The organism is uncultured Aquimarina sp., assembly GCF_947496855.1.
In the GTDB taxonomy this organism is placed as follows: domain Bacteria; phylum Bacteroidota; class Bacteroidia; order Flavobacteriales; family Flavobacteriaceae; genus Aquimarina.
Genome location: NZ_CANMED010000001.1, coordinates 535,167 through 550,744, shown reverse-complemented (window position 1 = coordinate 550,744; position 15,578 = coordinate 535,167). Strand labels below are relative to the sequence as shown.

General features: G+C 30.4%; 13 protein-coding genes. 4 read left to right on the top strand and 9 right to left on the bottom strand.

Annotated elements, in window-relative coordinates; genetic code table 11:
* Positions 1 to 355: 355 nt before the first annotated feature.
* The 3 genes from Q0921_RS02435 to Q0921_RS02425 all read right to left on the bottom strand — a co-directional run bounded on the left by Q0921_RS02435 (position 356) and on the right by Q0921_RS02425 (position 5,445).
* Positions 356 to 2,818, bottom strand: a complete 2,463-nt coding sequence (locus tag Q0921_RS02435) for a T9SS type A sorting domain-containing protein (protein ID WP_299252747.1) — start codon at positions 2,816 to 2,818, stop codon at positions 356 to 358.
* An 852-nt stretch (positions 2,819 to 3,670) separates the two neighbouring features.
* Entirely contained in the window at positions 3,671 to 4,480 is an 810-nt protein-coding gene (locus tag Q0921_RS02430) for an SDR family NAD(P)-dependent oxidoreductase (RefSeq protein WP_299252744.1), read from the bottom strand.
* A gap of 23 nt (positions 4,481 to 4,503) precedes the next feature.
* Positions 4,504 to 5,445 carry an LLM class oxidoreductase gene (locus tag Q0921_RS02425; protein WP_299252741.1) on the bottom strand — a complete coding sequence of 314 codons (942 nt, stop codon included), beginning with the start codon at positions 5,443 to 5,445 and terminating at the stop codon, positions 4,504 to 4,506.
* Between the two features lie 502 nt (positions 5,446 to 5,947).
* Here Q0921_RS02425 and Q0921_RS02420 point away from each other — a divergent pair.
* The 4 genes from Q0921_RS02420 to Q0921_RS02405 all read left to right on the top strand — a co-directional run bounded on the left by Q0921_RS02420 (position 5,948) and on the right by Q0921_RS02405 (position 9,820).
* The gene (locus Q0921_RS02420; RefSeq protein WP_299252738.1) at positions 5,948 to 7,042 is read left to right on the top strand and encodes an AraC family transcriptional regulator; all 1,095 of its coding nucleotides are present in this window, start codon (positions 5,948 to 5,950) and stop codon (positions 7,040 to 7,042) included.
* A 140-nt stretch (positions 7,043 to 7,182) separates the two neighbouring features.
* Entirely contained in the window at positions 7,183 to 7,752 is a 570-nt protein-coding gene (locus Q0921_RS02415) for a hypothetical protein (protein ID WP_299252735.1), read from the top strand.
* Between the two features lie 97 nt (positions 7,753 to 7,849).
* Positions 7,850 to 9,250 (top strand): S41 family peptidase, encoded by a 1,401-nt coding sequence (locus Q0921_RS02410; RefSeq protein ID WP_299252734.1) that lies wholly within the window; start codon positions 7,850 to 7,852, stop codon positions 9,248 to 9,250.
* A 63-nt stretch (positions 9,251 to 9,313) separates the two neighbouring features.
* Positions 9,314 to 9,820, top strand: a complete 507-nt coding sequence (locus tag Q0921_RS02405) for a hypothetical protein (RefSeq protein WP_299252732.1) — start codon at positions 9,314 to 9,316, stop codon at positions 9,818 to 9,820.
* Positions 9,821 to 10,085: 265 nt separating this feature from the next.
* On the opposite strand, the gene Q0921_RS02400 is transcribed toward Q0921_RS02405, so the two are convergent.
* The 6 genes from Q0921_RS02400 to Q0921_RS02375 all read right to left on the bottom strand — a co-directional run bounded on the left by Q0921_RS02400 (position 10,086) and on the right by Q0921_RS02375 (position 15,527).
* Entirely contained in the window at positions 10,086 to 10,277 is a 192-nt protein-coding gene (locus Q0921_RS02400; protein WP_118456039.1) for a cold shock domain-containing protein, read from the bottom strand.
* Between the two features lie 132 nt (positions 10,278 to 10,409).
* Entirely contained in the window at positions 10,410 to 11,321 is a 912-nt protein-coding gene (locus tag Q0921_RS02395; protein ID WP_299252730.1) for an AraC family transcriptional regulator, read from the bottom strand.
* Positions 11,322 to 11,568: 247 nt separating this feature from the next.
* Positions 11,569 to 12,672: a type 1 glutamine amidotransferase domain-containing protein gene (locus Q0921_RS02390; RefSeq protein ID WP_299252728.1), complete on the bottom strand. Its 1,104-nt coding sequence runs from the start codon at positions 12,670 to 12,672 to the stop codon at positions 11,569 to 11,571.
* A 339-nt stretch (positions 12,673 to 13,011) separates the two neighbouring features.
* Entirely contained in the window at positions 13,012 to 13,797 is a 786-nt protein-coding gene (locus tag Q0921_RS02385; protein ID WP_299252725.1) for a hypothetical protein, read from the bottom strand.
* A gap of 6 nt (positions 13,798 to 13,803) precedes the next feature.
* Entirely contained in the window at positions 13,804 to 14,055 is a 252-nt protein-coding gene (locus Q0921_RS02380; protein WP_299252723.1) for a hypothetical protein, read from the bottom strand.
* 269 nt (positions 14,056 to 14,324) lie between these two features.
* Complete coding sequence (locus Q0921_RS02375) at positions 14,325 to 15,527, bottom strand: GAF domain-containing sensor histidine kinase (RefSeq protein WP_299252721.1); 1,203 nt, start codon at positions 15,525 to 15,527, stop codon at positions 14,325 to 14,327.
* Positions 15,528 to 15,578 lie beyond the last annotated feature (51 nt).

Below are 15,578 nucleotides of genomic sequence, written 5' to 3'. Positions count from 1 at the left end.
GTGTTTAATTATAACTTTGAATTATTATATTCATATAGGCGTTTAGGCTAAATGGATAGTAAGCATGTAGATTAAATACGTTACCAAAAGCAATAGTAATGATTAAAATAGGTTGTTTTTACGAGTATTATTTTTTGTGAATTGATTATGAATAAATCCCTAATAACGGTAAGTAGGGTTGTTTTTAAATGAGGTCTCATAATTGTAAGTTTTCAATAAAATGATTTGGTGAGTTCGTAATTTACATTTATTTTTTAATCAAAAAATTCGTGTTTGGGGGTCAAATTGTTCATTATATATATTCTTGTAATTATCCAATACTTCAATTGATACTAAAGAAATATTAGCACTAATTCTATTCTTTTAAAATTTTCATCACTGATTTTTCTTGTAAACCAATCATTTTTAGATAATACATCCCTTTGGCTAAAGCACTCATATCAATCGTTGCACTATCCTTGGTTATGTTCTGGGTTAAAAGTAGCTTTCCATTGATATCATAAACTCGTGCTGCGGAACCTGATCCTCCTAATATCGTAACTGTGTTTATTACTGGATTAGGGTATATCTGTATATATTGTGATGCTATCTCTTCTGGAGTTCTTACTGATGCTCCTAGCGAAGTAATGAACCACTGCAAATTTTCATGATTGCTCGATGAATCATATAGTTCTATACTCTGATCATTTACACCACCACTACCTCCATCGATCGTATAATCTGACGCATTACGTTTGATTAGTTTAAAAGCTCCGCCACTCACAGCTACTTTTTGCCACTGTTGATTCTGATTACTATCATCGCAATTCCATAAATATACATTCTGATTATTAGCGCCTCCACGACCGCCATCGATACAATAATCCGTGCCTACTTTTTGGTAAGAATAATAGCCATTTCCTCTATCGGTCTCTAGCCATTGTTGGTTTACATTATTTGTATCAGCTGACCATAGCTTTACATTCTGACCATCACTACCACCATTACCACCATCTATAGCAAAACCAATAGCATTACGCTTGGTAATATGAACTATAGTAGAACCACCACTTACAAAACCAGTCTCAGTAATCGTAAATGATTCCCAAGATCCATTATATGATGAGGGTACCATTCTTACATCGCCATTAGGATCTACCTGTAATCTTTTAAAATCATTTGGACCATCAGGTAAGGTAAAAAAATAGGTGTTCCCTGATTCTGTAGCCTCCATATCATAATACGTATATGTACCATTCCAATCATTAGACTGCATATCAGCATTGGCGGAGTTATCTGTACGTAGTCTTGGTAAAAATCCTCCTGCGGCACGTTGCAAATGCCAAGAACCGTTACCTTTGGCTACAAATTGCCATACCACATCAGATCCTGTAGTACTAATTGAAGTAGTATAAGCATCTTCTGACGCTCCTGTTGCCGCTAAACGTACATTATGTATCGGGGAATCTATATAATATGTTTTATTTGGATCTGGTGTAAATATTGTTGTTGGCGGAGTTTGTGTATCAAGAGTGATCTCGAAACAACTAAGTGATCCTGCTGGAACAGTACCGCTAATACTTGATGAATTAGTACTTAGATAATTACTAACAACTCCTTCAACATCGCTATCGGTATTCCAGTACGTTCTTGTTATCGTTTGGTTAGTTGATGTATAATCAGTTAAATCAATTGAAATATCTACACTTGAATTATTTGGATTCACAGCCCATACAGTAAGTAAATTATCCTTTATTAATGCAGTAGTATGTGAAAGCTCTCTAGGTGTTTCGATGTCTAGAGCTTGCCCACGATGAGAAGTATTTGTTAGCTTATTAAAAATAAAATATTTTACATTTCTACTAGGTGTACCCGATGGATTTAAAATATAGCAATGTCCTTGATTTTTTGTTCCGATAGCCAACCAACCAGTAAGACCAGAAAAACCAGCATTAATGGCTTCCATCATATACGAAAAAGTAAGTACTTCATCATAACCACCAGTACTTTTCCAATCATGAAGTTCTGTATTCCAGATTTCTTTTTTAGTTCCTAAAATATCGTGAGAGCGTTCAACAAAAGCCTCTGCACTGCCACCTGGATCTGTATTATGTGATGCAACGATATCGATAGCATCTCTACGACGTTTAGTATTTACTGAATTTAGCCACGAAGCTCCTTGGGCATAACTCCATGTAGAAGGGGCTATTACTTGAGGCATAGTAAGGCCTTTTCCTGTTAAATCGTCTTCAAGATATTCTGCAATATCTCTAACATGAGTAGATGTTATATAATTCCATTCATTAGTTAAGTCAAGATAACTTATCTCTAGACCATAAGAATCCATAAGCTCAATATAGCGCACTAAGTATTCCGCACATTTTTCCCAATTAAAAGAGAAATTACTATTACTACCCGAACTACCTGTTATCCATTGCGGGTAAGGTTGCCAAGAAACATTATTCATAGCTTCATCCAATGGTCGTGGCGATGCAAAAAACTTAATATCAGGATTTGCATCCTGCATATCCTTCATCATAGGAATAATCTTATTTGTGTAAGCTGATAGATCGTAATCACCTTCAGTAAGCTCATACCCACTATTAATAGCCACACGTATAAAATCAATATCATTATCTACAACTGACCATTGAGAAACTAAATCCTTTTCGGCAGTAGTTAAAGAATTAGTCCAATACCAAAGACGTTCGTAATCCATACCATAGCGCATCGTTTGTTTAGGTATTGATCCTACTTGTACAGCAACCTGCGCTTGAGTTAAAGAACATAAACCTATCCATACTAACAAGGTTATTAAAAATTGATTCGTTGTTTTCATTTTTTGATTTGTGTAATTATTTTTTACAATTCTCACTATTGATTTTTCTTATAAACCAATCATTTTTATGTAATAACCCCTTTATATTTATGTACTCATATCATCACGTCATTATCTTCAGTAAATTTTTAACAGCTAAATTGGTTAACCAATTTAGCTGTTAAAAATTGAAAAAATTAATGATACATCTAATAGCCTTATAGAATTCGAAGGGGTAATTCTAGAATTCGTTAACATAGTCAAGTAACCGAAAATCCCGAGTGTAACTGAAAATACATAAAACAATCAAAAAATAAATTACTTAAGTTATTGCTAGTAATATATGTTTTGATATAACTATCATAAGTTGTCAGTTATGAAAAATCTAGAAAATGGATTAATAGTATCAATTTGGCGACTTCTTCCCATGCTTTATGAGCTTCAAATCAGAGTTTATGGTAATACAACCTAAGATTTGTTGAGAGTGAATAAAATTAGTACGAAAAAGATTTTGGCTATTCTGTTTACCGAAATCACGCTATCAATAATTAAGTCAAATATGGTTATTATGCGTGTTTCAAAATCGCAATCAAACCCTTTTAAACTATCCGAATCTATTATTTTTAAAACTTATTAGTAAGAATGGTTTCAAACATGATCATTACTTAGTTATAAAAAGGGAACATAGAAATAAGAAGTACATCCGCGATTTCATATCTCATTTTTAATAAGATGTTTTAGAAGTATAATTCATTACAAACATACTATGCTTAACTCTTATCCTTTGCAACACTTAGAGATTTAGACAAACTTATTGTAACAGTTTAGAAATCAATATATCACACATGAAAATTACCATCAAGATGCTATCGGTTATTTACTGAAACATATTTCTTCTGTTTTATGAATTAAAGCTAATATTTTATCTTGATTGTAGGCATCTTGATGTGCTGGACCAAATACTCCTTTGGGACTCCCTTTATCATTATCAAAATATTTTCCTGTTTTATCTTTATATTCTTCAGAAACAGATAAATCATATAATATATCAGAACCTTTAGTTGCTGGTGACCAATGCTGCCCATAAGCTTCGGTAGCCATTCGGGTATTTAATAATGAACCTGGGTTTACGGCAATTACTGTTACGTTATCCTGTTGACTTGCTAAATAAAAACTCCACATTGTCAATGCTAATTTACTTTGAGCATATGCAGAATTTGCATCAGAAATCTCAGCCCCCGCAATAGCTTCTAAAGAAACAGGTGATTGTGCAGCAGAACTTAAATTTATAATTCGTGATTCATTACTTATTTCTAATAAAGGCATTAAAGATTTGGTTACTATATATGGAGCCAGATAATTTACTACAATACGAATATCACCGTATTTATTATGATCGATAGAACTTTTAAAAATTCCAGCATTATTGATGAGCACATCTATTTTTGAAAGTTTGAATTTAATTTCTTCAACCATTGATTTAATGGTTTCTAAATTTGAAAAATCTGCTACGAAACCTTCAATATTTGGATTATTAGATTCTTGTTTAATTTCTGAAATTACATTTGCCAATTTTTCTGGACTTCTCCCATGAAGATAAATTTGATGTCCATCCTTAGCAAGTTTGATAGCCGTTAGTTTTCCAATACCATCGGTACTTCCTGTAATTAATATACTTTTCATAATCTAATTTCTTATTTTATTTCTTAATGAAAATGTGGTAATACTTTTTTTGACAACTGCTCTAAAGTATCTTCAATATTTTTTGTATTAAAACGTAAATTCAAAGCAATATGATTAACTCCAATGTCTTGTAAGTTTTGAAAATAATTAATTAAATAATGAGCACCTGTTTTAAATCCTAAATGAATGGGTTGTGGTTTAAAATCATCATTTTTTTGCAAATCTATATACAATGGTTGCATAAAAGGTTTGCTATTTTCTTGCAGAATTAACTCACGCCATTGAGTAATGGTATTTTGTTGTTGCAATGGATTTCTAGGGTAATACATCCAGCCATCTCCATTTTCTGCATTCCATTCTAAAGATTGTTGACTATAACCAGTAATCAACATTGGAATTTTATGTGATTTCGCTTTTGGCAATACATCAATATGCCCTTGTAAAACTCCAAAAGAATTATTGTCTAAAACAGGAAAATTATCTTGTGACTTTCTAATATATTCAAAAGCATTTTTGAACAATTCGCCTCGTTTTTGATAATCTACATTCATTGCAGGATATTCGTCGTATCTATCTCCAGAAGCTACACCAAGAACTAATCTTCCATCAGATAATTGGTCAATTGTTGTAACTGATTTTACTACGTGAACTGGATGATGTAATGGCAACGCAATACTCGAAACTCCTAATGTAATTTTAGAAGTTTGTCCTGCCAAATATCCTAAATATGTAAATGGATCATACGTTTGTCCAGCATCACCAAAAGATGGGACGTGAAACGGAACGTCTCGTACCCAAAGTGCTTTAAAACCAAGTTCTTCAATAAGCTTAACACGTTCTAAGTGGTTTTTCAATGTTGGAATTGAATTATTAGCGTAGTTCTCTATGGGAACAACTATACCAATACTCAACTTATTGGGTTGGAATGTATTGTTAAAACCTTTATTTATTTGTTCGAAATACATTTAGGCTAAATACTTACCCCCGTGTTTAGCTACAATTTTTCCTGAAGCTATAACATAATCTTCAATCCAATCAGTGCTAATTGGTGTTACATCTAATACCGAATAATATCTCATAATTATTTAGCCTATAATGTTTAAACAATTTACTATATTTTTTATAGTTACAAAATTAAGTATAGTTTTATGACTATACAATAACGGTCAAAAAGGATAGTAGAAAAAACATAGTTAAAATCTAATGAGATATGAATAACACAATAGGATATCATTAAGACTATAATTAAGTACTAGAACTCATCTATGTATTTTATAATTACCGATTCATCATTACTATAAACTCACAAATATTAAAGATTAAACAGTGATCAATTATAAAAACTTATGTAACATTTCAGAAGATTTATAGTTATTCATATGATGTATCATATTTTGCGAGGAAACCTTCATCCTTAATTAATTTACGCATCTCATTTAATTTTCATACCATTAATTTCTATAAAGATTGAATACAACATTATTAGATTTAGCAGTAATTACTAGCGGAATTATGGGATATTTTATAAGTATCTCTTTAGTTACTATTTCTTTTTATAAGAGTCGCGCAAACAATTATTTTGCCTTAACATTATTCTTACTTTCTACTTTAACTCTTTTAAGTTGGTTTGACTTAGAAAATATTTTTTTGCATTTTTTAAGCATTATCATGCTAGAGTTTTTAGTAGCCGTAACTTTGTTTACCTATTTTCTAATTCAGATACAGCATGAATACCTTAAAAAAAGATGGTATAAATGGCTCTACTTTCCTTTCATTGGCTCTGTGATTATTGAAGTTTTTATCTCTTTTTCAGATTTTGTTCTTAATCTTTATAACCCAGATCTTGATGCTTTGCTATTTTATATTAAAGAAAATGGATGCTTTGTTTATAATGTAATTTTAATTTTTTGGGGAAGGTATTTAGTGAAAAAGTCAAATAGCATTTCAGAAGCAAAAAAACATTGGTTATTGAGATTAAACTTTTTTATAATATGTATTGTTGTTATTTGGTTTATTTCGAATATAGAATTTTATGTGTTTGATTCAGAATATATCGTAGATTTTCTAAGTATACTACTTTCTGTTTTTTTATGGTGGATATTGTATTACGGAGTATTCAAACTACAAATCATAGTTCAAAAAGAAGAAATACACCAATATTTAATTACGAAAAAAACACATGATACTAAAGTAAAAAAGAGAATAAATGAAACAACGGCTTCTAAAATCATCACTCAGCTATATATTCTAATGGATAAGGAAGAGTTATATAAAAACCCTCTTTTGAGCAGATTGGATCTCGCAACTCGATTGGAAACAAGTGAAGGGTATTTATCTCAAATTATAAATCAGGAAATCAATAAAAGCGTTGTTCAGTTTGTAAATGAATATCGAATAGAAGCTGCTAAAAATCTATTACAAAACCCTGTCTTCAATAAATATTCTATAGAGGCTATTGGCTTAGAAGCTGGTTTTAAATCTAAGAGTGTTTTCTATAGTACTTTTAAAACTAATTTAGGCATGTCTCCCGGAGCTTTTAGAAAGCTTCAAAAAACGTCCTAATTCGTGTAATCCTACTGTTTTAGTACTTCTTCCTTACCGAAATCATTCTTTTTATTTTTTGATTCTGATACTTTTACATTGGGAAATCAAAAAAATGAAATGACATAATACTACCTAACTTTTAATTAATAATAACTTTTATGACAATATCTAAAATGACTAAAATAGTTTTTATTTTTTTGTTAGTAATGAATTCTTATTTCGGGTTTTCTCAAAATGTACAAGAAGCATCTGTAGAAAAATCAATCTTTGGAGCCCAAATTGGAATTATGGGCGTGTGGGTTCATAATGAATTAAAAATATCTAATCAAGTTGCATTACGAAGTGAAATAGGAATAGCAATCGTAGGTTTGTGGACAGATGGCAATGGTACTGAAGTTGGCAATGGTTATTCATTACCTATAGTAGCGTTAGAACCTCGTTGGTATTATAATTTACAAAAACGCTCAAGTCAAGGCAAAAGAATAGACGGTAATAGTGGAAATTATGTATCGTTACGTAGTAGTTACTTTTTTTATGATGATTCTGACATTGATAGAAATTTATCTAATCATCCATTTTCAGCAATAACTTGGGGAATTAGAAGAAACATTGGTAATCATTTCAATTATGAGGTTGGAGTTGGCGGAGGACTTGGTTTCGGAAATAGCACTGGTAGAAACATTGGTTTAACACCATATTTTAACCTCAAAATTGGATATCGTTTTTAAATATAAGACGTTAAAAATCACGTCCGATTTTCTTCAGTTCTAATAAAACAGAGACTTGATCTTTGTACAATATTTTACTTTTAAAAAAAAAAATCTTATGATATTATATGCAATCAAAAAAGAAATTCCTGTTATAATCATTAAAAAATGGTATATATGTTTTCTGCTATTTTTTATATTTTCTTGTCAGTCATATGACGATACATCTTCTCCCGTAAAAGATTCGATGAATGGTTTTTGGTTTTCAGCCGAAAAAGGGTACATTTTTGAATTCACGGATGATAAAGATGTATTTTACAATATAAATGCTATAGGGTGTTCTGTTCAAGATGATGATTTTGTTCTTGAAGATTTTAGAGTGAATCAAGTAAGTGAAAATGAATTAATCGCAACTTCGGATCTATCAGATTCTGAAGTTAAACTTACTCGATTACTAAATCAGAATCCCTTTTGTCTGTCTGATCAGATTTCTGCTACGGAAGATCCAACAGTTAACTTTGACCATTTCTGGAATATTTTTAATGATTACTATGTTTTTTTTGAGGCAAGAAATATTGATTGGTCTCAGTATGAAAACCTAAGAGAACAAATTACAGCGGATAACTTATATAATATTATAGAAGAGTTAGCTTATTTGTTAGAAGATGGACACGTAAGTATCATTGATGAAGATAATGATATACAAATTGAATCAGGAATCCCAAAACTTTTGGAAAGATTAAATACAAACCTAAGCGGAGATTTTATACTAGAAAATGTAGATGATTTCTTTAACCTTGGCAACGAAAAATTAATAACCATAGTAACAGATTATTTAGGAGGAGATTTTGAAATAGATGAAAGAGAGAATATCATATGGGGATTGATTACTAACGATGTTGGTTATATTAATATTTTAGGGATGGAAGGATATGGAACTAATTTCAGTAATGAATTATCATCATTAAATATTTTATTAGATACGATAATGGATGACCTTAAAACATCAGGAGTTTCTAAATTGGTTATTGATATACGTTTTAACAGTGGTGGAATTGATACTGTCGCTTTGGATATCGTATCCCGCTTTACGGACCAAGAAAGAGTTTCATACTTTAAAAAAGCTAGATTAGGTAATACTTTTACAGAAAACAAATCTTTTTCTGTAGGGCCTAGTGGTGATTTTCAGTTTACTGAGGATATTATCTTACTTACAAGTCCTGCTACTTTTAGTGCAGGAGAACTCTTTGCGCTTTGCATGAAAGATTTACCATATGTAACGATTGTAGGAGAGAATACAGGAGGTGCATTTTCTACGATTCTTACACATGTATTACCGAATGGAGCAGAAATCGGATTGTCTAATGAAATATATAGTGATGCACAAGGAGAAGTTTTTGAAATTGTTGGTATTGGACCTGATAATCAAGAAAATCAAGTACCATTTTTATCAACTTTAGATTTTGAAGGAGAAATAGATAGTGGAATAGATCGTGCTTTAGAATTATTTAATAATTAGTGATCCGTATTTGTTATCATATGTATTTTATACTTTTATCTTTACTTATAAAATCGTGTGTAAATGAAGTATACAATTACAAAGGAGGATCTTAGTAAAAGAAGATATGGGATATCTTTTGATAGTTTAGATTATGATTTCTTACTTTTTATTAAAAAGGAAAAAGAAAATAATAATCCTTTTTTAAGTGTTACTAATATACATACACTAGAAAAAAACGCAAAAAAAGATATAAACATTAGTATTTACATGTTCGGTCTTTTGGGGTTTATAGGGTTGCTTTATGGTCTTTATATTTTTTTCAATTTCGAACCTAGAGTTGCAATTAATCTTTATACGCAATTTCCTCTCATAGAAAATGGATCTGTTGCAATCGTATTAGGTTTATCGATGGTGATCGGTTGCGTTTATAGTTATGTTAAAAGAGAGGAGATTTTAATAACGAAAGTAAAATCTAAAGTTATTGAACACCTAAAAAAGGAAAAATCATTAAAAAACTCTTTTGAAACGACAAGAAAACAAAAGAACTCTAATCGACAACCTAAAAAAAAGCGTCATAGAAAAAGATAAAAATTTAGTGCCAATATATAAGAATATACTAGTATATACTTTCGCCATTGTTATGTTTTCAGTATCTAGTAGTATTAAGGATATAAGAGCCTTCTTATGCAAAAGATACAAAGTTGTATAAAAACAAGTCCATTATCGCAGGGCAACAAAAGAAACTATAGATATTTCCTTAAAATTAAAGAAACCACAATTGAAAAAATAGATCATAAAAAAAGTCCATCAATATTGATGGACTTTTCATTAAACTTGAAAGTATATGTATGTATTAGATAACTTTTACGTTCACTGCGTTTAATCCTTTGTTTCCTTCTTGTAAATCAAATTCAACTGTATCGCCTTCACGAACTTCGTCTACTAATCCAGAAATGTGTACAAAGTGATCTTTGTTAGCACCTTCTTCAGTGATAAATCCAAAACCTTTAGCGTCATTGAAGAATTTTACTGTTCCTTTATTCATTGTAATGTAATTAAATTAAAATATTTTTATTAAAGTGCAAAAGTGACTCCTTTTTTTGGATAAACAACATATTAATTAACTTATTTTCAATTTATTATAAATAACCTCTCTTTATATATCATAATATTGAGATTAAACTTTGTTCTTTCTATATCTAGATGGAGTCATTCCTTCGAACTTTTTAAACGCATTATTGAAAGAAGAAAGGCTGCTAAAGCCTATATCATAAGCAATAGAAGAAATAGTGTATTTATCACTTTCCGTATTGGAGAGCAACTCTTTAGCTTCCTGAACACGGTAATGATTAACAAAATCATTAAAATTCCGTTTGGCATATTGATTAATAACTAATGAAGTAATTTGCGTGCTTTTTCCTATCAGTTTACTAAGCTTAACTAAAGAAATATCAGGTTCGAGATATAATTTTGTATCAGTAACTAATTTTGAAATTTGATCAAATAAAAGATTGTTATCATTTATACGAAATACATCTCCATCCAGATCCGTAACCTTTAATTGAAATGCCTTATAACTTAAGATATATATGATTAAAGAATATAAAATAGGTCCCACGATATAAGGTACAGTTTCATCTAGAATATTTAATACATAGGTAATCCAGATAGCTATGAAACCTAGGATAAGGAAACGTAACCAACTAAATATAGCTTTCTGGGATTTTGTTTGTAGAATTTGTTCATATTGTTGCTTTGTTTTTTTTAATGTCCACCAGCCATACAATATGTAAAAAGCTAAATGCACGTATATAAACAAAAGACCACTTCCAAAAATTACAATGACCAGTTTACTGTTTTCATACCACTCTTTGGTAACAAAAAGGCTAGAAATAAAAATCAAAACAAATGGAATAATTTCTAAATAATAGTACTTCGGTAATTTAAAATCCGGTCGGGTCATTCCTAAAATATACCATCTAAATAATGGCCCAATTAATAAAAGAAAAGCTAGTCCTATAAAAATAAAAATAGGCTCTAGACCATCGCCAAAGTTAAGCATTACCGATTTTCCTATACGGAATGCCATAAACACGAGGATTAACCCAAGCAACAAATTAGTTAATGTCTTTTTCTTTTTGAAAACAATTAAATAACACGCAAAAAGTACTCCATGCAAAAGTCCAGCACTACTAATAATAATTAATAATATATCTAAAAAACTCAATAAACTAATTTTTTCAAATGTAGGGATATTTGATATTCCAAGAAAGTATAAACTCTTAGAAGAATTTATACTTTCTGTTTAGCAATGATATGTTTTTATATTTTTATTTTCATAGATCTTTTGATATGTTTTTTGCGTAAGATGTTAACCCGACCAAACTAAAAAACTTTCCTATTTTACCTTGCATTGCAGCAATAATACCGTGTTTTGCTATTAGTATTCTTTCCATAGGTTTGTTATCTATAGAAACCATTTGTTTCATTAATTCCTTTGCTTTATGAGATCCTTCTGCTTCATATACCTTCAAAACTTTTACGGCATTTTCCTCTGCTGTAATTTCTCTATATTTTAGAGCATATCCTAATTGAGTGATCATTGTTTCTGCTAATTTCCATGTAGACCAAGGATTTTGACCAGTTACTAAATTATTCTCCTGACTTATATTTTCCAAATACATAGTACCCTCATTAAAAATGCCACCTTGATCTTCTAATTCATCTTGTAATAGAAAAGGAAATATATTTTTTGCGTCCGAAATCAATAATAATTCTTCATCATTAGTGAAACCACTTACATTTTTGTTTTCCAATAATGGACGACCGGTATCAAGAGTTACATTTACTAGTGCTGCAGGTCCGTGACATACTGCTCCTATAACCTTATTAGACTGATACATTTTTTTGACAATTAACTGAATTGACGTGTTTTCTGGAAAATCAAACATGGCTCCCTTTCCTCCTGCAAAAAATACCGCCTCATACAATGCGGGATTAACATCTTTTACAGGAATAGTATGTTTTGCTTTATATTGAGCCAAACTATCATTTAAAAAAGCAAAATCGTAAGGCCCCATATCTTCGTCATCAATTACTACGGGTGGTTCTCCTCCTAATGGGCTAGCTATATCCACCTCAAAACCATTAGCCTGAAAAACGTAATAAGCACGAGACAATTCGGTTAATTCATAACCAGTACTTTTATCGGTATTACCCATTTTAGCAGTACTAGTAACTATTGCTAAAATTTTTCCGCGTTTTGATAGAACATCTTTAGAAAGGTATGGTAAATCTGATACTTTCGTGATTGTTACATCCGTTCTATTCTCTGCGGATGGTAATAGATTCATAAACCACCAGCCAAAAATAAAAAGTGACAAAACAATACCTAAAAAGGAAATTATACTCCATTTGAGAATTCGATATTTTTTAAACATGCTATTTAATTTTAAAAATTATAGCACGAAGTAAAACGAAACAGCAGATAAAATATGTCGAAATGATAATTCCGTCAGAGTATATTATGTTTTAGGTTGGTGGTTTTTACTAAATCAATAAGCTCCGTAATTACTTACGGAGCTTATCTCAAAAACTAACTAATTAATAAAAACTCTAAAAGAGCATATTTAACACAAAATCAATTAGAAGTTCGGTTGACATGATTAACGTCATTAGAAATTTCATATACTAAAAACAGATATATCTGATTTAAATCGAACATATTGCCCATATTTATAAAAGTCATATTATTTACCTATTTCGATTTTTCTTATTTATTATTTCAATTTTGCTTTAAACCAAAAGTCTAATAATTCTACCGGAGATTGTTTTCCACCTTTTGATCTTCCATGATCTCCCGAAAGACCATTGCCAGATCTCCCTTGTCCTCCACTGCCTCTTGGAGGCCCACCTCTACCCGTTCCTCTTCCTGATTGTTGTTGATTGGATGATCTAGCTCCCTCAGATTTGTTTTTTGATATTTCTACCGTTTTGACACCTATGGTTAATTTATTAAGATTAATATTTGCATCATTAGTTATTTTTAGTTTGGGTATTTTCAAACTATATAGTAAACTATTTTTCTCTTTATCTAATTCTATGTTTATAGAGATACCATCATTATTAAGAAATGTATTAAATTCTTTAATGTTATCATAATAGGTATACAATGCTTTCTGTGGAGGATCATTCTGTAACCTATGATCTATTTGTCTCATTAAACTACTATCTTCTTTAGGCCTTCTTAATTCGCGTGATTCATCTTCATTTCTTTTAGTTGGTCTTTGATTTCTTATAATTGGATACGTTATGGATACGTTCTTTTTCTTTCTTCCTTTAACATCAAAATAAATTGTTACTCCTTGACGTAATATAGATGTAGCGATTTTGGGGTCTATCGTATTTATAGTTAGGTAAACATGTGTGTTATCATGGTATACAGAATATGTTTCCGTATCAGAAAGCACTGTTGTGGTATCTATAGCCCTATTTGCAATTATAGAATCAGCCGTTATAATATTTACAAAGGATAAAAATAAAATAGTTGAAAATATATTCTTCATAATGTTTTAAGAGTTTGATGGTGATGGTTCTATTTTAGGGAATATTGATACACATACTAGTATAGCAATTAATAATATGCCCATAATAATGAATAACCAAATTCGATGAATTGACCTTAGATCACTGACAAATAATACTTTATATTCTATAATGTTAAAGCCGGCATTATCAATTAATAGTTGATACATTGGAGTATTTTCCTGTTCAGTTTGACTATGTTCTGGATCTATACTTACAATTCCAAAAAATATAATCATACTAAATAGTATTACTATTTTCAATATGTTTTGTTTCATAATCTAGTGACTTGAAATTACATATTAATGACTATAAAAATGTTGAGAAGTTTAATCGTTAAAAGAAGTTTTCAGCGAAATACTATTCTTTTTCTGTAGAATATATTTTATATCCAGTAATTTCTTTGTTATAGAAATTGATATTTTTCATTTTCAAAACGAATAACGAGGCATTTAGTAGTATAAAAAAACTACCACTAATCTTAGTAAAATTTACAATTCGAAATCTTCTAAATTTTAGCGATAGAAAAAGTAAACGTACTACCAACTCCTTCTGTAGAAGTAACAGAAATAGCACCTCCTAAATTTTTAATTATTTTCTTTACAGTTGCTAATCCAATACCTGTACCAACATTACCGTCCCTGTCCTCTACTCCAACGACAGTAAAAAGATCAAATATTTTATCTAGAAAATCTTTAGGAATTCCATCGCCATTATCATTAACCACAAAATTGTAAAAATTCTCTTCTTCTGTTATAATTATATCAATTATGATCTCAGTTTTTGAGTTATACTTAATCGCATTGGTAATCAGATTTATTAGAATTCGCATTAAGGCAGTTTCATTTGCGAATATTTCTTCAACATCCGAAGAAATATTAAATCTCACTTTATGCTCGGAATCAGTTATTCTCTTTAACTCTTCTAACAAATGGCTAATTTGTATCTCTGTTTTCCTGTTTTTTATAATGTCATCACTTTTATAAAACCTTAGAATCCCATCAATATAATCTCTTAGAGAATATGAAGAAGTCTTCAAATATTCTAAATATTGTAAAGATTCTTCATTAAGTTTACCCTTATTATCATCTTCTAACAGCTCTGTAAGTGAAATAATATTAGCTAAAGGGGATTTGAGATCATGTGAAACAACACTAGCAAATTTTTTAAGGTCTTCGTTTCTTTTTTCCAGCTTATCACTAAGTTGTGTAAGTTTTAAGTTTTGATATCGTTGTTCAAACAAATTCACTACTTGTTTAGACATAGCTAGTAATGCATTTTTTTGTTCAGAAGTTAACTCCCTGGGTTTTGTATCATACACGCATAAAGTCCCTAACTTAAAGCCATCCGAATCAATTAATGGTGCACCAGCATAAAAAATAGCTTGATGTTCATCAACTAAAGGGTTTCCTTTAAAACGTTCATCCTCTCTTGAGTCCTTTATTATAGTAATTGGATTATCAGAATTAATTGCATGACCGCAAAATGAAATATCTCTAGGGGATTCATTAAAAGGAATTCCGTGATGTGATTTTAAGAAATTCCGATCTTTATCCAGTAATGTAATAAGTGATATTGGTACATCACAGATGTATGACATAATGGATGTAATATTATCATAACTTTCTTCTGGCAGAGTATCTAATAATATATACTTCTCCACAGCTATTTGTCGATGTTTTTCGTTTATAGGTAATCCAGGCGCTATCATTGGGGTAAATCTAAAAAAATAATCTTATTATAATCATAGTGAACATCGCAA